Origin of the sequence: Paramagnetospirillum caucaseum (assembly GCF_000342045.1) — a bacterium.
Classification (GTDB): domain Bacteria; phylum Pseudomonadota; class Alphaproteobacteria; order Rhodospirillales; family Magnetospirillaceae; genus Phaeospirillum; species Phaeospirillum caucaseum.
Genome location: NZ_AONQ01000038.1, coordinates 24,992 through 45,954, shown reverse-complemented (window position 1 = coordinate 45,954; position 20,963 = coordinate 24,992). Strand labels below are relative to the sequence as shown.

General features: G+C 60.7%; 17 protein-coding genes and 3 pseudogenes. 5 read left to right on the top strand and 15 right to left on the bottom strand.

What is annotated here, in order from left to right:
* Positions 1-203: 203 nt before the first annotated feature.
* From tnpC (H261_RS23435) to tnpA (H261_RS26745), 5 genes and pseudogenes are all read right to left on the bottom strand, one after another.
* Positions 204-758: pseudogene (tnpC, locus tag H261_RS23435) on the bottom strand (IS66 family transposase); the annotation flags it as partial.
* A 12-nt stretch (positions 759-770) separates the two neighbouring features.
* Positions 771-1,091: a transposase gene (locus H261_RS26750; protein WP_407636093.1), complete on the bottom strand. Its 321-nt coding sequence runs from the start codon at positions 1,089-1,091 to the stop codon at positions 771-773.
* 71 nt (positions 1,092-1,162) lie between these two features.
* Positions 1,163-2,784 (bottom strand): annotated as a pseudogene (gene tnpC, locus H261_RS14130) (IS66 family transposase).
* 65 nt (positions 2,785-2,849) lie between these two features.
* The gene (gene tnpB / locus H261_RS14125) at positions 2,850-3,197 is read right to left on the bottom strand and encodes an IS66 family insertion sequence element accessory protein TnpB (protein ID WP_008618742.1); all 348 of its coding nucleotides are present in this window, start codon (positions 3,195-3,197) and stop codon (positions 2,850-2,852) included.
* Positions 3,194-3,571, bottom strand: coding sequence for an IS66-like element accessory protein TnpA (tnpA, locus tag H261_RS26745; RefSeq protein ID WP_407636092.1), 378 nt, complete (start codon positions 3,569-3,571; stop codon positions 3,194-3,196). The genes tnpB and tnpA (H261_RS26745) overlap by 4 nt, the downstream gene beginning before the upstream one ends.
* A gap of 140 nt (positions 3,572-3,711) precedes the next feature.
* On the opposite strand from tnpA (H261_RS26745), the gene tnpA (H261_RS26740) reads away from it, so the two are divergent.
* Together tnpA (H261_RS26740) and H261_RS14115 are read left to right on the top strand one after the other, a co-directional pair.
* The gene (gene tnpA, locus H261_RS26740; protein ID WP_081608954.1) at positions 3,712-3,999 is read left to right on the top strand and encodes an IS66-like element accessory protein TnpA; all 288 of its coding nucleotides are present in this window, start codon (positions 3,712-3,714) and stop codon (positions 3,997-3,999) included.
* Positions 3,951-4,145 (top strand): annotated as a pseudogene (locus H261_RS14115) (transposase domain-containing protein); the annotation flags it as partial. The gene tnpA (H261_RS26740) and the pseudogene H261_RS14115, both read left to right, overlap by 49 nt.
* A 388-nt stretch (positions 4,146-4,533) precedes the next feature.
* Here the strand turns inward: H261_RS14115 and H261_RS14110 are convergent.
* The 10 genes from H261_RS14110 to H261_RS23430 all read right to left on the bottom strand — a co-directional run bounded on the left by H261_RS14110 (position 4,534) and on the right by H261_RS23430 (position 15,027).
* Complete coding sequence (locus tag H261_RS14110; protein ID WP_008618736.1) at positions 4,534-4,935, bottom strand: RidA family protein; 402 nt, start codon at positions 4,933-4,935, stop codon at positions 4,534-4,536.
* Between the two features lie 30 nt (positions 4,936-4,965).
* On the bottom strand, positions 4,966-6,600 hold the full coding sequence (locus tag H261_RS14105; protein ID WP_235062936.1) for an AMP-binding protein: 1,635 nt from the start codon (positions 6,598-6,600) through the stop codon (positions 4,966-4,968).
* A gap of 55 nt (positions 6,601-6,655) precedes the next feature.
* Positions 6,656-8,473, bottom strand: a complete 1,818-nt coding sequence (locus H261_RS14100) for a methyl-accepting chemotaxis protein (RefSeq protein ID WP_008618732.1) — start codon at positions 8,471-8,473, stop codon at positions 6,656-6,658.
* 2 nt (positions 8,474-8,475) lie between these two features.
* Positions 8,476-9,162: an ABC transporter ATP-binding protein gene (locus H261_RS14095; protein WP_008618730.1), complete on the bottom strand. Its 687-nt coding sequence runs from the start codon at positions 9,160-9,162 to the stop codon at positions 8,476-8,478.
* The gene (locus H261_RS14090; protein WP_008618728.1) at positions 9,155-9,910 is read right to left on the bottom strand and encodes an ABC transporter ATP-binding protein; all 756 of its coding nucleotides are present in this window, start codon (positions 9,908-9,910) and stop codon (positions 9,155-9,157) included. Before H261_RS14090 ends, H261_RS14095 begins: the two co-directional genes overlap by 8 nt.
* Positions 9,907-10,878 (bottom strand): branched-chain amino acid ABC transporter permease, encoded by a 972-nt coding sequence (locus H261_RS14085; protein WP_008618726.1) that lies wholly within the window; start codon positions 10,876-10,878, stop codon positions 9,907-9,909. The genes H261_RS14090 and H261_RS14085 overlap by 4 nt, the downstream gene beginning before the upstream one ends.
* Positions 10,871-11,743 carry a branched-chain amino acid ABC transporter permease gene (locus tag H261_RS14080; protein ID WP_008618724.1) on the bottom strand — a complete coding sequence of 291 codons (873 nt, stop codon included), beginning with the start codon at positions 11,741-11,743 and terminating at the stop codon, positions 10,871-10,873. Before H261_RS14080 ends, H261_RS14085 begins: the two co-directional genes overlap by 8 nt.
* Before the next feature lie 62 nt (positions 11,744-11,805).
* Positions 11,806-12,972 (bottom strand): ABC transporter substrate-binding protein, encoded by a 1,167-nt coding sequence (locus H261_RS14075; RefSeq protein ID WP_040476519.1) that lies wholly within the window; start codon positions 12,970-12,972, stop codon positions 11,806-11,808.
* A 79-nt stretch (positions 12,973-13,051) separates the two neighbouring features.
* A complete protein-coding gene (locus H261_RS14070; protein ID WP_008618708.1) occupies positions 13,052-14,512 on the bottom strand; it encodes an oxidoreductase in 1,461 nt (486 codons plus the stop codon).
* A 2-nt stretch (positions 14,513-14,514) separates the two neighbouring features.
* Entirely contained in the window at positions 14,515-15,027 is a 513-nt protein-coding gene (locus H261_RS23430) for a MarR family winged helix-turn-helix transcriptional regulator (RefSeq protein WP_152426878.1), read from the bottom strand.
* A gap of 486 nt (positions 15,028-15,513) precedes the next feature.
* Here H261_RS23430 and H261_RS14060 point away from each other — a divergent pair, with 486 nt between their 5' ends.
* Genes H261_RS14060 through H261_RS14050 form a run of 3 tightly spaced genes read left to right on the top strand, consistent with a single transcriptional unit; the run spans position 15,514 to position 20,946 of the window.
* Positions 15,514-17,121 (top strand): acyl-CoA synthetase, encoded by a 1,608-nt coding sequence (locus tag H261_RS14060; RefSeq protein WP_008618706.1) that lies wholly within the window; start codon positions 15,514-15,516, stop codon positions 17,119-17,121.
* 13 nt (positions 17,122-17,134) lie between these two features.
* A complete protein-coding gene (locus tag H261_RS14055; protein ID WP_008618705.1) occupies positions 17,135-19,249 on the top strand; it encodes a hydantoinase/oxoprolinase family protein in 2,115 nt (704 codons plus the stop codon).
* Positions 19,168-20,946, top strand: a complete 1,779-nt coding sequence (locus tag H261_RS14050) for a hydantoinase B/oxoprolinase family protein (protein WP_235062935.1) — start codon at positions 19,168-19,170, stop codon at positions 20,944-20,946. Before H261_RS14055 ends, H261_RS14050 begins: the two co-directional genes overlap by 82 nt.
* Positions 20,947-20,963 lie beyond the last annotated feature (17 nt).

The window sequence follows — 20,963 nt, the reverse complement described above, 5'->3', positions numbered from 1 at the left end:
GGCTGCCTTGTCGTCGGCCTCCCAATCGGCGTAAGCCTTCGCCGAGGGCCGCCTTTCACCGGACGGAGAAGTGTGGCGTAGTCTGGCACTGGGTATCCCCCCGGTGACGGCCGCCTGTTCGAGCGGCCCTTGCTCTGAGATTCTGCCAGCCTGATTGTAAGCGTCCCCTGACGGCTGCGGTTTCTCCGGCTTGACGGAGGCGGTCAGGCGGCGGCAGGGATGCTGGCCGGGACACCGATGGTCCAGGGCAGGAGGTCGGCGATCCGGTTGATGGGATGGTCGGCGATGCGGCCGATGACGTCGCGCAGATAGGCTTCCGGATCGCGGCCGTTGAGCTTGGCGGTCTCGATCAGGGTGTAGATGGCGGCGGCGCGGTCACCACCGGCATCGGAGCCGGCAAACAGCCAGTTCTTGCGTCCCAAGGTCAGGGGGCGGATGGCCCGCTCGGCGGCATTGTTGGTCATCTCCAGGCGGCCATCGTCGAGATAGCGCGACAGCGCCGCCCAACGCGAGCGGGCATAGCGGATGGCGGCGGCCAACTCGCTCTTGCCGGAGATCTTGGCCAAGGCGGCGTCAAGAAAGACGGCCAGGTCATCGAGTTGTGATCGGGCATGGGCCTGGCGGGCTTGTTTTCGCCCCTCCGGGGATTGGCCGTTCACCTGACGCTCGATGCCAAAGAGGGCGCCGATCCGCTCCAGGGCTTGCGCCGCCAGTGGCGAGCCGGTGGCCAGATGGATGTCGTGGAATTTACGCCGGACAGCAGAATACCCTCATCCGCCACCAGTCGCCGACCATGGGTGAGCAGGATCTCGATCCGCGCCTCCACACCGAGGGCCGTCCGGCTCCTTCGCCTCCGTGGCAGACGCGGCAACCGTCACCGGGACGAAAGACGGGGCTGTCGCTGGCGGCATCTTCGTCCCGTACCGGGCACACCATCGACCGAGAACACTGGAAGCAAGACGGTAACGCCGCGCAACCTCCGCCACCGAGCGACCACTCGCCTCAACCTCCGCCACCAGCCGCCGCTTCTCCGCCTCCGGCCAATGCCGGCGGCGGGCGGGCCGCTCATCGCTACTGCCATCGCAGACCATAAGCATCCCTTTGCCATCCTTAGCGTAAGCGTCCTCTGACGGCTGCGGTTTCTCCGACTTGACGGAGTCTATCAGGCGGCGGCAGGGATGCTGGCCGGGGCTGCGATATTCCAGGGCAGGAGGTCGGCGATCCGGTTGATGGGGTGGCCGGCGATGCGGCCAATAACGTCGCGCAGGTAGGCTTCGGGATCGCGGCCGTTGAGCTTGGCGGTCTCGATCAGGGTGTAGAGGACGGCGGCGCGGTCACCACCGGCATCGGAGCCGGCAAATAGCCAGTTCTTGCGTCCCAAGGTCAGGGGGCGGATTGCCCGCTCGGCGGCATTGTTGGTCATCTCCAGGCGGCCATCGTCGAGATAGCGCGACAGCGCCATCCAGCGCGAGCGGGCATAGCGGATGGCGGCGGCCAGTTCGCTTTTTCCGGGGATCTTGGCCAGGGCGGCATCAAGGAAGACGGCCAAATCATCGAGCTGTGATCGGGCATGGTCGTGGCGGGCTTGTTTCCGCACCTCCGGCGGCTGGCCGTTCACTTGGCGCTCGATCCCGAACAGCCCGCCGATCCGCTCCAGGGCTTGCGCCGCCAGCGGCGAGGCGGCAGCCAGATGGATGTCGTGGAATTTACGCCGGACATGGGCCCAGCACGCCACTTCGCTGACGGTGGCGGGGATGCCGTCCCGATCCTCATAGAGTGGGCCGAACCCGGCATAGCCATCGGCCTGGAGAAAGCCGGAGAATCGCGCCAGATGACGGCGGGGATGCTCGCCCTTGCGGTCGGCGCTGTAGCGGTAGAACACGGCGGGCGGTTCGCTGCCACCGTGGGGCCGCTCGTCGCGCAAATAGACCCACAGCCCCCGGTCTTGGTCTTGCCCATCCCCGGCGGCTTTGCCGCCAAATCATTTGAACTGCGCGCCTTCGCGCGCGGCGCCAGAACCGGGACCGGAGTGTCATCGGCGTGCAGCTTGTCGGCGGCGAGGACATGGCGCTCCACCGCACCGACCAGGGGCTTGAGCAGCGCCGCCATCTTGCCGACCCAATCGGCGCGGTCGAGCTCGACGCCGTCGCGGGCGTAAATGCCGGATTGGCGATAGAGCGGCAGATGATCGCAGAATTTGCCGACCAGCACATGGGCGAGCAAACCGGGACCCGGCTGGCCCCGCTCGATCGGCAGGCTCGGCATCGGGGCCTGCGCCATGGTTTCGCACGTCCGGCACGAGAAAGCCGGGCGGACATGGCGGACGACCTCGAAACGGCCCGGCAGGTAATCGAGAATCTCGGTGACATCCTCGCCGACTGGACGCAACGCCCCGCCGCAGGCCGGACAGGCGCAGCTCCCGGCATGGACGACCTCGCGGCGCGGCAGATGCGCAGGCAGAGGGCGGCGACCGCCATGACGGCGCTGACCCGGCTCGGCCGCCGGAGTCTCGGCGCTTGCCTCGCTCGCGGGCCGATCCGCGCCGGCGCTGACCTCCAGATCCTCCAGCACCAGTTCGAGCTGCTCGATCTGGCGGTCCAGCTTCTCCGAGGAACGTCCGAATTGCTGCCGCCGCAACCGGGCGATCTGCACCTTGAGCGTCTCGATTTCCAGGCTCTTGGTGACCAGACCGGCCTTCGCCGCCGCCAGTTCTCCGGTCAACCCGGCGATGATCTGGCGCAGGGATTCGACGTCATCGGGAAGGGAAGACACGGTTTCGAGCATGGCCGCGATTTTAACGCGACAGAGAGCGCCAAGCCATTGATTTAACGCCATGATTGGCGGAATTCTCAGCCCGCCGCCACCGGCTGCCAGGTCCGTACCGGCAGCCGCCAATCGATCCCCTCCAGCAACATGGAAAGCTGGGCCGTGGTCAGCACCACCGAGCCTTCGCGCGTCACCGGCCAGACAAACCGGCCCTTCTCCAGCCGCTTGGCGAACAGGCAATAGCCTTGGCCGTCCCAATACAGCACCTTCACCAGATCGCCCCGACGTCCCCGGAAGATGAAGAAATGGCCGGAAAACGGATTCTGCTTCAGCACCTCCTGCGCCAGCATGGCCAGACCGTCGAAGCCCTTGCGCATGTCGGTGACGCCCATCGCCAGATGAATGCGCACCCCGGCGGGAATGGTGATCATGCTCCCTCGATGGCGGCGATCAGCAGGCGCAGACGCGAGGGCGCAATGCCCTCATCCGCCACCAGCCGCCGACCATGAGAGAGCAGAATCTCAATCCGTGCCTCACTACGCCGGGGGCCGTCCGGCTCGTTCATCTCCGTGGCAGACGCGGCAACCGTCACCGGGACGAAAGACGGGGCTGTCGCTGGCGGCATCTTCGCCCCATACCGGCTACGCCAGCGGCCGAGAACGCTGGAAGCAAGACGGTAACGCCGCGCAATCTCGGCCACTGACCGGCCGCTCGCCTCAACCTCCGCCACCATCCGCCGCTTCTCCGCCTCCGGCCAATGCCGGCGGCGGGCCGGGCGCTCATCGCTACTGCCATCGCAGACCATAAGCATCCCTTTGCCATCCTTGCCACGCTCAACCCGAGCACGCCATTCAGGCCGATTGGGAGGCCGACGACAAGGCAGCCGTCAGAGGACGCTTACGCCGTCAGAGGACGCTTACGCCGTCAGAGGACGCTTACGCCTGATTGGCGTTGGTGGTGGCGGATGTGTCCACAAATTCGTTTCTGGACAGAAGTTCGGTGGTTCGGCGTCGCAACCGGTCCTGGCCGGAGGCGCTGAAGCGGGAGATCGTCGCTGCGACGTTCGAGCCGGGAGCTTCTGTCGCGGCGGTGGCGCGACGCTACGAGGTCAACGCCAATCAGCTCTTTACTTGGCGGAAGCGATTTGGCCCGCCCGGAATCGACACGATGACTCCAGGCCTGGTGCCGGTGGTGCTGCCGGTGGTGACCGCGCAGCAGCCGTCTACACCCTGATCGAGACCGACACCCCCACCGGCCGCGATCCCGAAGCCTATCTGCGCGACGTCATCGGCCGCATCGCCGATCACCCCATCAATCGGATCGCCGACCTCCTGCCCTGGACCATCGGCGCCCCGGCCAGCATCCCTGCCGCCGCCTGACCGCCTCCGTCAAGCCGGAGAAACCGCAGCCGTCAGGGGACGCTTACCGTTGGTAATCGGTTTGATCCTTGGTTCGGTTGTTGGTGTTGCAAACCCTACCGAAGATCTCCCGATGACCACCCCGAGATCGGGGCTGCCTGGGGATGACGTCTCCGGGCGCTACGCGCCCTACGCCATCATCCCCAGGTAAAAGCTGCTACACCACTCAGCGGGACGTGCCCCCTGGACGCCATCATCGACGCATGTTGCGACGCCTGGAATGCCCTAGCCGCAGACGCTCAAAGGATCACCAGCCTCGCCTTCTATCCCTGGATCAAGAAGGTCATTTCATAGGTCGGTATACCCCGTTGCCAGATGGAGAGCAGCCACAAGCCGATTACGCCATGTATTATGGCGATTTTGGAATGACTGCGTTGGCCTGTATTTCAATCTTGGCCCGATCTTCTATCAATGCCACTACCTGGACGGCAGCCATGGCCGGAAAATGGCGGCCGATTACATCACGATATGCCTGCCCAATTTCCTTCAAGCGCGCCAAATATTCTTGCTTGTCCACCAGATACCAAGTCATGGCAGTAATATGTTCCGATTTACCGCCCGCCACGGCCAGCACTTCAAGGATATTGGTCAGTGCCTGACGAGTCTGCTCGACCAGATCGTCGCTTTCAAACTGGCTTTGGGCATTCCAACCGATCTGCCCACCGACAAAGACATGACGTCCTTCGGCAGCAACTCCGTTGGCGTAACCGAGTGGCTTTACCCAGCCATCAGGCTGCAAGATGGTGTTCATTATGAAAATTCCTCCAACTTAAACAATTGTCTATCTTAATGCCACGCGCTGTAGCTTGCCAGTTGGTGTTCTAGGTAGCGTTTCTCGGAATTCAACCTGCCTTGGGTACTTGTATGGCGCGATTTGCAATTTAACGAAGTCCTGTAGTTGCTTTGCCTTGGATTCGGAAGCATCCGATGGGCGCTTGAGAACAACAAATGCCTTCACCACATGGCCGCGTTCGGGGTCGGGAACTCCGACAACCGCGCATTCAGCCACATCGGGGTGTTCCAGAAGCACATTCTCGATTTCGGGGCCCGAGATGTTGTATCCGGCCGAGATAATCATGTCGTCACCACGCGCCTGATACCAAAAGTAACCATCTTCATCCATGCTGTAGATGTCGCCCGTCAGGTTCCATCCGTTGGATACATAGCTTCGTTGGCGTTCGATATTGCTCAGGTAGCGGCATCCGGTGGGACCTTTGATGGCCAAGCGCCCGATGTTTCCGGGAGCGAGCGGGCGGCCCTCCTCATCGACGATGCAGGCTGTGTAGCCGGGGATAGCCTTGCCTGTTGAACCGGGACGGATATCGTCACCAGACGCCGAGATGAAATTGTGGAGCAATTCCGTGGCGCCAATACCGTTGACGATTTTCAGGCCGGTGGCGGCAAGCCAGCGGTCCCAGGTGGCCAGAGGCAGGTGCTCGCCCCCAGACACGCAAAGCCGAAGGCTGGCAATATCGCGGCCGGCCACAAGGTCCGTCATGGCCCGATAGGCCGTCGGTGCGCTGTAAAGCCCGGTGACACGATATCTGGCGATCGTTTCCAGCAAATCTTCGGGAGAGAAGCTCTTCCTCAATACGACCGAGGCGCCGTGATACATGGGGAACAGCACATGTGCGCCAAGTCCATAAGTGAAGGCCAGGGGCGGGGTGCCACAGAACCTGTCCTCGGGGGTGATGCTCAGCAGCTTTGGAAAACACTCGCAGGCTGCGATCAGGTCGCGGTGAAAGTGCATGGTGCCCTTGGCCTGACCGGTGGTTCCGGAGGTGAAGGCGATGATGGCAACGTCGTCTGCGGCCGTTTGTACGTTGGTAAACGCGCTTGATCTTCTCGATATGGCTAGATCGAGAGTTCCGGCGGCATCGAGATCGCCACCAAGGGCAGAAAACGACATGACGTGACGAAGACTGGGCCTCAGGGACTGGACAGTCTTGGTTTCCGCCACCAGGCTGGAATCGCAGAGGGCGTGGGAGATCTCGGCCTTGTCGCATATATAGCCAAGTTCCCTTGCGCGCAGGAGAGGCATGGCCGCTACGCAAATCCCCCCGGCTTTCAAGACGGCAAACCAAGCCGCCACCATCATCGGCGTATTGAAGCCATGCAGCAGGACCCGATTGCCGGGAACAAGCCCCATGTCTTGTACCAAAACGTTGGCGATCCGGTTGGAGCGATCCAGCAACTGCTCATAGTTCCATACGACATCTTCGTAAAGGAAGGATGGACTCCCCCCATGACCGGTCGCCACCATATCGTCCAAAAGAAGAGCGGCGGCATTGATCGACGGGGAGATCAAGGAGAGCGGCGGCTCGTCGATGGCCATATCGGGCCAAAGCTCTGCCAGCGGCAAATTTCGTCGCGCAAACTGATCGATATGGGCGGACTTCACTTTGTCGGCAACCAACTTCGCCTCCAAAAATAGAAAATAGCAAAATAAATACTGAGAGCGTCATCCGTTGCTAACTTGATGCGCTCGATTGCTGCGTGTACACGCCAACACAAATTACAATGTCATCGACTTTTTTCGAAAAGCAAGATTTGTCCTCAAGGACTTTTGTTGTTGGGTTAACATAAACGTATTCTGTCCAGCCCGATCCATTCCGTATTGCTATTTCACGTGTCTCGCGAGAGAAAAGCTTCCCATTTGCATCTTTCAGCGTATTTCCATCCATGCCGACCAGTTTCGGGTTCGCCCCTTGGCCAACTATCATTCCATTATTGGCATCCAGAACGACCACATAGAGGTCCTTGAAATGAAACGGTCCTGATTTGTCGATAATGGCGTCCAGAAATTTTGGTCGGCCGTTGGTGCGAAAAAATATTTCGGCTTGCTCAACCATGGCTTGCGCCTCCTCCGGCGTCCCGCGCCGGGCTGAGCTATACGAGGCTTGGTTTGCGGCGTATCCAAGGCGAACGCCCCCCCAGTGCCTGCCTTGAATGAAGATGGGTGAGGAGACATCCATCATGAGCTCCGTCCTGCCATTGCCCATGTCGCGGACATAGACCTGCGGCCACACCCCTTCAATATTGCGAGAGGCCGCCAAGCCAACTTTATCGTCAAATATTCTGCGATTACGGCAATGCACGGCATTCCAGTCCTGGTCTGGACCAGGCGGTTGGGAGTATCGACTGTTGTGAGTAGGGACATATCCGTTGCGATCTGTAAGACAACAGAACACGACCTGGCGATCAAACGACAAAGCCTGATCCAATAGCGGCTGGATCGCGTGATCGGTGAATCCTGTGAAGCGGGTGACGTATTGCGGAGGTTTGCCCCCCGCAATCTGCTTGTAATCCTCATCAAACAGATCGGCGATAGAGATGGCCCCGGCGGATATGCCCTCTTCCATACTCTTTCCAATGAGTTGGGCCAACCGCCGGACCTCATTGGCGAATGGCGTGTCAGGGGTCTGGCAATCGGCATCGAAGGCGATGGCGATCATCCGTTCGCCGGCAACGCGCATCGTGGTAAGCGATTCCGTGGCAGCATCAAGATCTTTGGCCGCCGCCGCGATCCCGGACCGCGCGCCGCATACCGAGGTTTGGAGGTTATCACCGTCCGCCTTTATGATGGCCGCCTGCTCCGATACCACTTCCAAATCGTTGGAGATGTGCTCGACGACGCTGCGGATGGCATCAACGTGCTTGCCGATGGTCGCTGTGCTGGTATTGACCTCTTGGGCACGGATCACGCTGGAGTTGCTCTCAGAGGCCATTGTTGATGCCACCGACTGGAGTGCTCCCAGTGTCTGCCGGATCTCGCCTGTTGAAGCGGAGGTCTGACGCGCCAGTTCCTTGACTTCCGCGGCAACGACGGCGAAGCCGCGGCCCGCCTCGCCGGCTCGCGCAGCCTCGATGGCAGCGTTGAGCGCCAACATGTTCGTCATGCGGGCGATGGTTTCGATCGATGAGGCCACCTGCTCTACCTGTTGCAGGGCGGACTGCAGGGTGGTGATGTGGTTCATTCCAACCAGCACTATCTCGGAGAGCGTCTTGATATCGGACAGAGATTTCCCAATCTCCTCCTTTGAAGCCGCCATTGTTGCCACCGCCTCTGCTGCGAGCGAGCGGCTATTCCCAGCGGTGAGAACGATTTTTCCGGTTTCCTGCCCCAAGGCAGTCATACGGTGTTCGATTGCCTCCATGACCGAGGACTGTTGGCCGACATGCGCGGATACTTGGTCCACGCGAGTCAGGACCTCCGCCACCTGAATACCCAACCCAGCACCCTCATTGGCAAGGCGTTGAATGACAATTGTGGTGTCGATGTCAGCCATGCTCAGACCCCCAAATATCGCTGGCGGATATCGTCGGCCTCGCTCAATTGGCCACTATTGCCTGCCCACACCGTCCGTCCCTTCTCGATCACGAAATGACGGTCGGCAATCTTGATCAAGGCATCGATATTCTTATCGACCACCAGAATCGATTGGCCGAGACGCTTAAGAGCTGTCAGGCAGTTCCAGATCTCAGCCCGGACCAGGGGTGCCAATCCTTCCGTGGCCTCGTCCAGAATCAACAGCTTTGGGTTGGTCAGGAGGGCACGGGCGATCGCCAGCATTTGCTGCTCTCCACCCGACAGTTTGTTGCCTAGGTTGGAACGGCGTTCCCGTAGCCGCGGGAACATAGTGTAGGCCTTCTCCAAGGTCCATTCGCCCTTGACCTGGGTCGCCAACATGTTCTCCTCAACGGTAAGATTGGGAAAAATCTGTCGCCCTTCGGGAACCAGTCCTATCCCGGTACGAGCGACCCTGTGGGCAGGCAGACCTGTAATGGGTTTTCCGGTAAAATGGACCTCTCCGCGTCCGGGCTTCAGAACTCCCATCATTGCCTTGATGGTGGTGGTCTTGCCCATGCCGTTGCGGCCGAGCATGGTGACGACCTCTCCGGCGCGGACCGAAAGATCGATGCCGAAGAGTACCTGGCTGCGACCGTAGCCGGCTTCCAGGCCATTGACCTTAAGCATGATCCATCTCCCCCCCCAGATAAGCCTGCTGCACTTCGGCATTGGCGCGGATCGCGTCAGGTCGGTCGGTGGCAATGGCCGTGCCGTAGACAAGCACGGTGATCCGGTCGGCAATACTGAACACAACGTCCATATCGTGTTCGATAAGCAGGATGGTTGGGCCGCCACGCAGGCGTCGCAGAAGATCGACGATGACCCGAGCTTCCTCGCGGCCCATGCCGGCAAGCGGCTCGTCGAGCAAGAGCAGATGTGGCTTGGTCGCCAGGGCCATGGCAATCTCCAACTGGCGCTGTTCTCCATAAGCCAGCTCGCCGGCAGGGACGTTGCCGCGGACGCCAAGCCCGACTTGGTCGAGTAAGGCCTGGGCGGGCTCCCTCAATGTCGGATCCGTGCTGGCATCGCGCCAGAATTTGAAGCTGTGACCCGCACGGGCCTGCACGGCCAGTGAGACGTTCGTGAGGGCTGAAAATTGCGGAAAGATGCTTGTGATCTGGAAGGAACGGACAATTCCTCGCGCAACTCTCTCGGGCACCGGTAGATTGGTGATGTCCAGACCCTCGAACAAGATCGAGCCGCTGTCAGGCGCGAGTTCACCGGCCAATTGCGCGACCAGGGTGGACTTGCCGGCGCCGTTGGGACCGATCAGGGCATGGACCTCTCCCGGCATGACCTGGAGGTGCAAATCATTGGTCGCCACCAGCGCGCCAAAGATTTTGACCAGCCCCCTGACTTGGAGCAGGCAGCTCATAGCACCCTCCTGGTGACCAATGCGCCATAGATGCCTCGGCGGGCGAAGTAAATTACAGCCAGAAGAAGAGGCCCTAGCGCTATTTGCCAGTGTTCGGTATAAGCCGACAGGACCTCCTCCAAGGAGAGAAAGGCCACTGCCCCGATCGCCGGACCGAGCAGTGAGCCCACCCCACCCAGGATGACCATGACGATCAGCTCACCCGAGCGTGTCCAATGCATCATGGCCGGGCTGACGAAGTTTGCCTGGTTGGCCATCAAGGCCCCGGCAAGGCCCGCCAGCGCGCCGGCAATGGTAAAGGCTGCCAAGCGGTAGCGGTAGGTCGGGACGCCGATATGAAGCATGCGCCGCTCATTCTCCTTGGCGCCGCGCAGCACCATGCCGAATCGGGATCTGGTAACCCGCAGCAACAGCAGATAAACCGCAGTCAATACGCCGAGGGCGACATAATAGAAGGTCGTCTTGTCTCGAAGGGAAATCAGGTCGGAGAACTGAGAGCGTTGCGGTAGCCTCAAACCGTCGTCGCCGCCGTAGCCTTTGAGCGTCACGAAGAAAAAGTAGGCCATCTGGGCAAAGGCCAGAGTGATCATGATGAAGTAGAGTCCCTGGGTGCGGATTGACACCGCCCCCACCAGGAACGCGAAGATACCGGCGCACAGCATGGCCAGCGGCCAGGTGATCCAGCCGCTGCTGGTGCCGGGAATGAATCCCAGCAGCAGGGTCTCCTCCGCCGCATGGTGACCGAGTATGCCGACCACATAGGCGCCGATGCCGATGAAGGCGGCATGACCGAAGCAGACCATACCGCCATACCCCAAGATGAGGTCGAGGCTCATGGCGGCCAGGGCGAAGACCAGCATGCGGCTGGCGATCCCGATGTAGAAAGGTTCGCCCAATGCCTGCGCCACCGGCGGCAGGGCAAGGAGGGCAATGGCCAGCAGAGTACCGAGGATGCGGTTTCTAACCATGTGCGGGGAACAGTCCTTGGGGACGGCGCCACAAAATGGCGGCCATCAGGATGTAAATGGACATCTCTGCCAGAGAGGCAGGCAGCAGCATGCGGCCGAAGGTATCAACCAAGCCGACCAGCAGGGCGGCGAGGAAAGCCCCGCGAACCGAGCCGATCCCCCCGATCACGATCACAACCAGGGTGGTGATAAGCACTCCATCACCCATCCCGACCTGCACGGCCAGCAGCGGCCCCGCCAAGGTGCCGGCCAGTCCGGCCAGCGCCGCTCCCAGGCCGAACACCAGGGTGAATAGGATGCGGATGTTGACGCCCAGCGACTCGATCATGCCGCGATTGCTTGCGCCGGCCCGGATCAACATGCCGAGGCGAGAGTGCGTAATCAGCATGTAGAGGAACGCCCCCACCGCCACGCCGATGAGAATGATCAACAGCCGATAGACCGGATAGGGGGCGCCGGGAATCAGCTCGATGGAGCCATTCAGCATCTCCGGCAATGCGAGGAAATAGGCCTGCGGTCCCCAAATCATGCGAACCAGTTCATTGAAGAACAAGATCAGGCCGAAGGTGGCCAAGACCTGATCAAGGTGGTCGCGATGGTAGAAGCCTCGCAGGATTATGGCTTCCAGTGCCATGCCGAGAATGAGAACACCCACGAAGGCCCCCGCGGAGGCCAACAGAAGTGACCCGGTCAACTGGAACAGGGTTGCCGCGAAATAGGCCCCCATCATGTAAAGTGAACCGTGCGCCAGGTTGACAAAGTTCATGATGCCAAACACCAGCGTCAGACCGGACGCCATCAGGAACAGCATGGTTCCCAGTTGCAGTCCATTCAGCAATTGTTCGAGAAAAAGAAGGATTCCCATTTCGCCTCCCCACCGCTTGTGGCGGCGGCCAAACATGACCGCCGCCTTGGATCAAGTGGCTGTCACATTTTGCAGGATTCGAAATAGGCATCTTTGTGCTGGCGGAAGACCTCGCTCCGATGGGCATTGGTCAGACGCCCCTTGGGATCCTTTACCACCTCATAGAGGTAGTAGTTCTGAATCGGGTGATGGTTGGTGTTGAACTTGATGTCGCCCCGCACGGAGTCCAGCTTCACCGTTTCCAGGGCCTTGCGAACCGCTTCACGGTTCTTCGATCCACCGGCGGCCTTGATGGCGGAATTGAGGGCAAGCGCGCCATCATAGGCGGTCGCGGCGTATGGCGAGGGAACGCGACCATAAGTGGCCTCGAAGTCGGCGACGAATTTTCGGTTGAGGGACGTGTCCATGGTCTCGGACCAGAAACTGGTGCTGAACGCACCCAAGGCCGCGTCTCCCACCGCCGGCAGGATGGTCTGATCCAGTGAGAACGAAGGTCCATACAGGGGGATTTCGCTTTTTAACCCAGCCTGCGCGTACTGCTTCAGGAAGTTGATGCCCATCCCACCAGGGTAGAAATAGAACACCGCCTCGGGTTTCGTCTGCCGAATTTGCGCCAATTCGGCGGCATAATCGGGCTGGTTGAATTGGGTGTAGACTTCGCCCACGATCTGGCCGTGGTAAAAGCGCTTGAACCCATTCATCTGATCCTTGCCCGACGGATAATTGGGAGCCATCAGATAAACCGTCTTAACCCCCTTGGCGGCCAGGAATTGGCCCATCGCCTCGGCAACATTATCGTTCTGATACGATATGCTGAAGTAATACGGGTGGCACTCCTTGCCAGCAAGCTGCGATGGGCCGGCATTGACCGACAATAGAAGGGTTTTGCTTTCCAAGACTGGCTTGGCCACCGCCAGCATCACATTGGAGAAGTTGATGCCGGTGATGACGTCCACCTTGTCGCGCTCGACCATCTTTTCGGCCAACTGGACGCCGATGTCGGGCTTGGCCTGGTCGTCGCCCTGGATGATCACCGTCTCGGCTCCCCCCAGCTTGCCGCCCAGATGCTTAAGCCCCAGATTGAAGCCGTCCAGAAGCTCGCGACCAAGAACGCCCTGCGGCCCGGAAAAAGTGGAGATGAAGCCGATCTTTACCTTGTCCTGCGCGGCCGAGGCAGGAAAAGAAAGTAGGGCAATAGATGTTGAGATCAGTAGCGCAGCCTTAAGCATGACAAAACCCTCCCTCTTGGTTTTCAGACGAATTTATTTTTAGTCGTCTGTCTTTGTATTTGTTTTTTACACAAACGTATCAAGCCATCGCAGGGGCGCGATCAGCTTCGCGGTCTCGCTCCACGCTCGGCCCATCGGGCTTGATCATCACGACGTTTGACGGGGCGCCAGCTTGTCCGCTCGCTGAACATGCGCGCACGTAATACCGATAGGTCAGTCCGCCAAGGATGGAATTATCCATCCAGCGCGTCACCTTGACGGCATCCTCGATAACCACGTCACCGTCGTCGCTGGCACGGTATACGTCATAGCGGGCGGCTCCCTCCGCCTTGTCCCATTGAAGGGTCGCGGTGTCGCCATTCAAGCCGACGCGAAGGTTGGCACTCCCGTTCGGCCAACCTGGCGCCGAGCCTTGGGCGTTGTCATCGGGGGCCTGCATCATGCCCTTGGGCCACAGGAAGCAGACAACCTTCTTGTGCGCGCCGTCCAGATGCTTGCAGACGTTGCAGTAGTCGCATTTCACAATGCGGTCGATTTCTCCTCTGGCGACTTTCAGAACCCAATCCGGGTCGGCCAGAAGCCCTCGAGCGATGCCGACGAAGTCCATGGAGCCGTCGGCCAGGACCCTTTCCGCATCATCGGGGTCGGAGATCTTTCCCGCGCCTGCGACGGGGACCTGATAGCCCTTGGCGTTGAGGAACGCCTTGATTTCACGGGTCAGCCCCGCATGGAGAGCGGCGGGATACTGGGCGCCCGGCATGCAGCGATCCCCGGAATATCCATTGTATGGATGGGGGACCTGGCCAGCGGCATGCTCGGCATCCTCGAACTTCCCTCCCACGGACAATGAGATATAAGCGAGCCCCAATTGCGCCATGCGCAGGGCGATCAACTTGGAATCGCTGACAGTGCTGCCGTCGGTGATGAATTCATCGGCGAGGATACGGATGCCGACGGGGAAGTCGGCTCCGGCCTTGCGGCGGACACTTTCCACCACCCGGCCGAGTATTCGCAACCGCCCCTCCATAGATCCGCCATATTCATCCTTGCGCATGTTCCTTCGGGAGAGGAATGAGGAAAGGGTATAGGCATGCGCGGCATGCAATTCTGCACCGTCAAACCCCGCTTCGCGGGCTCGGGCGACGGCGTCGCCGAACTGCTCGACAATGGTGTCGATGTCCTCGTGGGACAGCATGTCAACTGTCTGGCGCCAGCCCGACTTTGAGATTTTCATGAAGTGAATGATCTGGGGAACGACCTTGGAATCGGAGGCGCCATGGATCTGCTTGACCATTTCGGCCAAACCGGGGACGAACTTCTGGTCCGAAATTCGCAGGAGAGGCCCTGCGTTGGAATGGTGGATCGCCATTGCCTCGACGACGATAAGACCAACACCACCCTTGGCGTACCGGACGTAACGATCCTGGATCTCTTGCGTGACCCAGCCTTCTTCGTCCGCAAGGCGGGTGACCATTGCCGGCACCATCACGCGGTTCGGAATGACCATTCCCTGAAGATCCAGCGGCTCCAGAAACTTCATGACTATTCCTCCTCATGTGATGTAGCGGAGCGCCTCCCGCGGTGGCGTTGATTCATTGTCGGCAAGTCCGCCTTGAAGGAGCCAAGCGTCTGATGGAGCTTTTCAAGCGTAGTGGTGCTTTGGGCGGCCATTATCTCGTCTAGCCAGCCTTGATGGGCCGGCTCCATCCGTTCGACCAGATCCCTCCCTGCCTGAGTGAGGAAGACCCTTTGGGCGCGGCCGTCATTTGGGTCGGGAACCCGCTGGATAAGCCCCTTGCGCTCCAAGCGATCCGACAACTCGGTGATGTTTCCCTTGCTGACCATCAGCCTGTCAGACAATTCACGAAGAGTTGGTCCCTCGGGAGGTCGGTGAACCTGGGTTAGGAGGTCGAATACAGGCATGGTGATGCCAAATTCATCCCGCACCCTCTGGCGAAGAAGTCTTATTACAACATTGTTACATGTCAGCATCAGCATCCAAATTCTGAGCGGTAGCTTGCTCTTCTGGCTGTCACTTTCATTCTGGTTACTCACTAAATCACTCCATATGTTTTGGAATATCTACGAGCGGTTCCAACGGGAAGGCCGCGCTCATCATCAAAGGTAATTGGTTCGTATATGTACCATATGGTTAACATATGAACTAATTTCGGTCGTGTCAATACCCATATTTTTCCATGACCAAGGCTCAGGATGCTGAGGCGCTCATTGCCGACCGGTACCCTTGGTCCGGTTCACTCACGGAGTCGGCCGTCTACCCAGATCGATGTCACCTGACCGGACGCTATGGCCGATCTGATGGAAATCGCTGAGAACGACCAGCTGCGTCCGCGCTCGCAATGGTGATCCTGGCGGGTGGCCGCGGTGGGAATTTAAGGAGTGAGTCGGCATCGAATTTACGAGACGTAAAAAAAATCAATCTATGAGTAAAATTTGTTTGCGTGGCCGGTCCATCGGAGCTAGTCCTATAGGGGCGGGTGAACCTTGAAGCGGGTTCTCGATCTGCTCGGAGGGAGGGAGATGGCCGATTGGCGCACAGATACGGGGGGGCGGGATCTGTCCGACTGGGTTTCCGGTTGGGCGCGCCATCTTCCCGAAAAGCCGGCGATCCGTTATGGCGACGAGATCATCACATACGCGGACTTGGCTGATCGCGTTAACCGAATGGCTGGCGTGCTGCGCATCGACCTTGGTGTCGGGCGGGGTGATCGCGTCGCGTTTCTCGGCCTCAATTCGCCGAGGATGCTGGAATTGCTTTTCGCATGCGCCCGGCTCGGCGCCATGCTGGTCCCGCTCAATTGGCGGCTGACCGAGTCGGAACTGTCGGTCATTGTCGCCGATTCCAGACCGGTGGCGGTGGTCGCGGAACCCGCATTTCATGCTGTCGCGGAGGCCGTGCGCGGCCATGCCCCGGGGGTGCGGCTGGTCAGTTGCGCGGATGCTTCGACAGTGGGGTGGGCGTCCTTGACCGAGTTGGTGACTCGGCATGGGGGCGCCGCCGAGCCACGGTGCGGGGGCTACGATTCGCCGGTTCTGATCTGCTACACCTCAGGCACCACCGGCAAGCCGAAAGGGGCGGTCCTGACTCAGGGCGCCATGTTCTGGAACGCCGTCAACAGCGCCCACATGCATGACCTGCGCAGCACGGACAGGATACTGACCTGCTCGCCGCTGTTCCATGTCGGGGGACTCTGCATTCAGACCGTGCCGGCTTTTCACGCCGGTGCGACGGTCACGTTGCATCCACGGTTCGACGTCAGTGCATTCTTCGACACGGTCGAAGCAGAGAAAACGACGCTGATCCAACTGGTGCCCACGCAGTGGCACGCGCTCATCGCACATCCCCGCTGGAAGACGGCGGACTTGTCCTCGATTCGACTGGCGGTGACGGGCTCGACCCTGGTGCCCGGTTCCCTGACGGAAACGCTACAGGATCGAGGACTTGATCTCATTCAGGTCTACGGCAGCACCGAGACAGGGCCGATCGCCGTTTTCAGCCAGCCGGCCAACGCGCGGCTCTTCCCCACCTCAACGGGCAGGCCGGCGATCCATTGCGATGTCCGTATCGTCGATGACATCGGACGCGATGTTCCGGTCGGGGAGCGCGGCGAGATTCTGGTTCGCGGCGAGAATGTCATGGCCGGCTACTGGGGCGATCCGCAAACCTCGGCGGAAGTCCTGCGTGATGGTTGGTTCCATAGCGGCGATATCGGTCATTTCGACGAGAGCGGCAACATGTTCGTCGATGACCGCAAGAAGGATCTGATTATTTCAGGTGGCGAAAACATCTATCCGGCCGCCCTTGAGTCGATTCTTTATGAATGTGCCGACATCAGCGAAGCCGCGGTGGTCGGGCGGGCCGATCCGCATTGGGGCGAGCGGGCGATTGCCGTGGTGGTTCGCCAACCCGGCAGCCGGATTACGGGCGAAGAAATCCTCGCCTTATTCGAAGGCCGGGCGGCCAGCTACAAGCTGCCGAAGGTGGTGGTATTCGTCGATAGGCTGCCGCGCAGCGGCACGGGGAAACTTCTCAAGGGCGAAATCCGCAAGATGGTTGCGGCCGATGAAGGGGAGGCAGCCTTGTCTCCGCATGGCGCCGCATCCAAGACACAAGCAACAACACGTTAAGGCGGAGCAAGACATGGCGCTGAAAATTGGTATCGACGTCGGTGGAACCTTCACCGATTTCCTGGTCGCCAAGGATGGCGAGGCTCCTCGAATCGTCAAGGTGCTGTCGACGCCCCAGGATCCGTCCATCGCGGTCGTCGACGGATTGACCGAAATCGCGGCGAGCATGAATCCGGCGCTGTCGGTTCAAGACCTGGCCGCCTCGATCGATACGATCGTCCACGGCACCACGGTCACGACCAATGCGACGCTGACGAGCACCGGCGCGCGCACGGCGCTGGTCACCACCGACGGGCTGCGCGACGCGCTGGAAATGCGCCGCGGCATCCGCGAGGAACGCTACGACAACCGCTATACCAATGTTCCGCCGCTGGCGCCCCGTCACCTTCGGGCCGCCGTGCGCGGTCGCGTGGATCGCGATGGCAGGGAGGTGGAGAGCCTCGACGTCGCCGGAATCAAGGCCGCGACCGAATTGTTCCGGAAGGAGCGGGTGGAGGCGGTGGCAATCTGCTTCATGAATGCGTTTGCCAACCCCGAACATGAGCGCCAGGCGGCGGAAATCATCCGGCGTGAACTGCCCGAGGTCTATCTGACCGTATCGACCGACCTGCTGCCGTCGATCCGCTTCTATGACCGGATCAGCACCACCGCCCTGAATTCCTATGTGGGACCGAAGCTCAGCCACTACCTCGACCAATTGCTGAGCCGGCTGAACGAAATCGGATTCAAGGGCCTGCTGTTGATCATGCAGTCCAACGGCGGCGTGATGGCACCGCAGGTGGCGCGCCAGAAATCCGCTCTTACCCTGCTTTCGGGCCCGGCGGCGGGGCCGGGGGCCGGGCTGATCTTCGCCCGTGCCCACGGTCACAACAAGGCCATCACCGTCGACATGGGGGGCACCAGCTTCGAGGCCTCGCTGGCGGTGGATACCCCGATCATGGTGAACGAGGGCGAGATCGCCCGTCACCGCATCGCCCTGCCGATGCTGGGGATCCATACCATCGGTGCCGGCGGCGGTTCGATCGGCTGGATCGACGAGGGCGGACTCCTGCGCATGGGACCGGCCAGCGCCGGAGCGGCCCCCGGTCCGGCCTGCTACGCTCGCGGCGGCGAGCGCCCGACCTCCACCGATGCCAATCTGGTGCTGGGCTATCTCAATCCGGATTATTTTGCCGGCGGGCGGATGAAGCTTGATCTCGACGCCGCCCGGCGGGCCATCGAGACCCATGTCGCCACGCCGCTTGGAATGTCGCTCGAGGTTGCCGCCGCCGGCATGTACCGGGTGATCTGCAACAACATGGCCCAGGGCGTGCGGGAGGTCACCATCAAGCGTGGTTTCGACCCGCGCGAGTTCCCGATGATCGTGGCGGGCGGTGCCGGCCCCATCCATTCCTGCCTTATCTGCAACGAACTCGATATCCCGTTCCAGATCGTCCCGCGCGAGTCCTCGATTCTCTGCGCATACGGCATGCTGATGAGCGATCTGAAGCACGATCTCGTGCGCACCTTCGTCTCACCGCTGGCGTCCATCGATTGGCCCCGCCTGCGCGGCCTGATCGAGGGCATGGTGAACGAGGGCCACGCTCTTCTCGACGAGGAACGGATCGCCAAGTCGAGGCGCCAGACCTTCATCAAGTTCGATTGCCGCTATTTCAAGCAGTACCACGAGGTTTCGTTCGTGGTCGATGCCGATATCGTCGAGCGCGGAGACGTGAAGATCCTGGCGCGCGCCTTCCATGCCGAGCACAACCGCCTCTACGGCTATTCGCTGGAAGAGCAGGACTCGCCGGTCGAGGTCATCAACGTCCGGGTGCAGGTGGTCGGCCTGACCGACAAGCCCGAATATCAGTCGGAACCCTATGCCGGCGCCGATGCGGAGCATGCCCGGAAGGGGGAGCGCAACATCTACGTTCCCGAGGACAACGCCTTCCGCAGCGTGCCCGTCTATGACGGTCACCAGATGCGCCACGGCAACCACGTGGTCGGTCCGGCGATGATCGAAGAGGTGACCACGGCGATCTTCGTCAGCGCCAATTACGACTGCGTTTGCGACCAGAACGGCTCTTTCGCCATCTATCGCAAGGGGCGCGAGGATCTCGTCACTTCGATTCTGCGGGGGACACACTGATGACCAAAATCGATCCGATCCTGCTTTCCGTGTATTCACGGACCTTCAAGTCCATCACGGATGAAATGAGCCTGTCCGTGCAGAAGAGCGCACGCTCGCCCATTCTGTGCGAGGCCAAGGACTTCGTCACCGGTCTCTACGATGCAAAAGGCAATATGCTGGAGCAGACGGAGAACCTGCCGATTCTTGCCTTCTCGCTGGCGCCGGTGTGCAAATACATTCTTCAGTATTTCGGGGATGATATTCATCCCGGCGATGTCATTTTCCATAATGACGTCTTCAGCATGGGCAACCAGAACAACGACGTCGCCGTCTACAAGCCCGTGTTCTTCGAAGGCAAGCTGGTTGCCTGGACCGCGGTCAAGGGGCACCAGGCCGATATCGGCGGCGCCGTGGCCGGCGGCTATAACCCCGCCGCCAAGGAGGTGTGGCAGGAAGCCTTGCGGATCCCGCCGGTCAAGGTCTGGGAAAAGGGCAAGTTGCGCAAGGATGTCTGGGACCTGATCTTCGCCAACATCCGTTTTGAAATGGTCCAGCACGACCTGCGCGCCCAGATGGGCGCCGCCACGGTGGGTGAAAGGCGGATGCTCGACCTGCTCGACAAATACGGCGTCGAGAGTTTCGAGGCGCACAAGCTTGCCCTGTTCGATGCCACGCGGAAGATGATGGAGGCCGAGATCGCCACCATCCCGAACGGCACCTATTATGGTGAGGGCAAGGTCTTTTACGATGGCCATAATCTGGGGTCGCAATACACGATCCGCGTGAAGATCGAGGTGAAGGACCGCTCCATCCGGTTCGATTATTCCGAAACCGATCCGCAGACCGACGGCTTCGTCAATGGCACTTTCACATCGTCTGCCTCGGCGACGGTGCTGACCCTGCTCCAGATGGTCAATCCCGACATGCCCCACAACGAGGGCATGATCCAGCCCATCGAGATCGTGATCCCCGAGGGAACGATCCTGAACGCCAGCTATCCCAAGGCGACGACGTTCGGCAATCACCTCTGCCCGCCGAACGCGGACGCCATTGTTCGCGCCCTGGCGCCGGTGATCCCCGACCGTGTCACGGCAGGTTGGAACCACCTGCTGTGCGCCCTTACCACCGGCATCGATCCCGACAAGAACGAACGCTATGTCGATATCGGCTTCATGGCGCAGAAGGGCGGGTCCGGGGCGATGAACGGAACCGATGGATATGATCACATCGGCATGATCGACGCTTCGGGGGGGCTGATGGATCAGGACTACGAGATGTTCGAGCAGCAGACCCCCCATTTCCTGCTGAAGCATGAATATATCCGCGACTCGGCCGGAGCCGGCCAGTGGCGCGGTGGCATCGGGGTCGAGACGGTCTACCGCATCGGCTCGGACGATACCCAGGTGGTGACCTTCGGCGATGGCGATTTCGAGCCGGCATTCGGGTTGTTCGGTGGCGGTCAGGGAACGCTGAATTCCATCACCCTGACCTATCCCGATGGCAGCAATGTCGTGCCCCGCAACAAGGACCTGATCGTCGGCGTCCCGAAGGGGACGATCTATCAGCAATTTGCCGGCGGCGGCGGCGGCTATGGCGACCCGCGCAAGCGCGACCGTGCCCTTCTGGCCCGCGAGGTCCGCGACGGCATGATCAGCCCGGAAGCGGCGCGCGACATCTACGGATTGGAGGGGAGCGATGGCCTTGCCCGGACATAGAGGGCATTCCGCCGGAA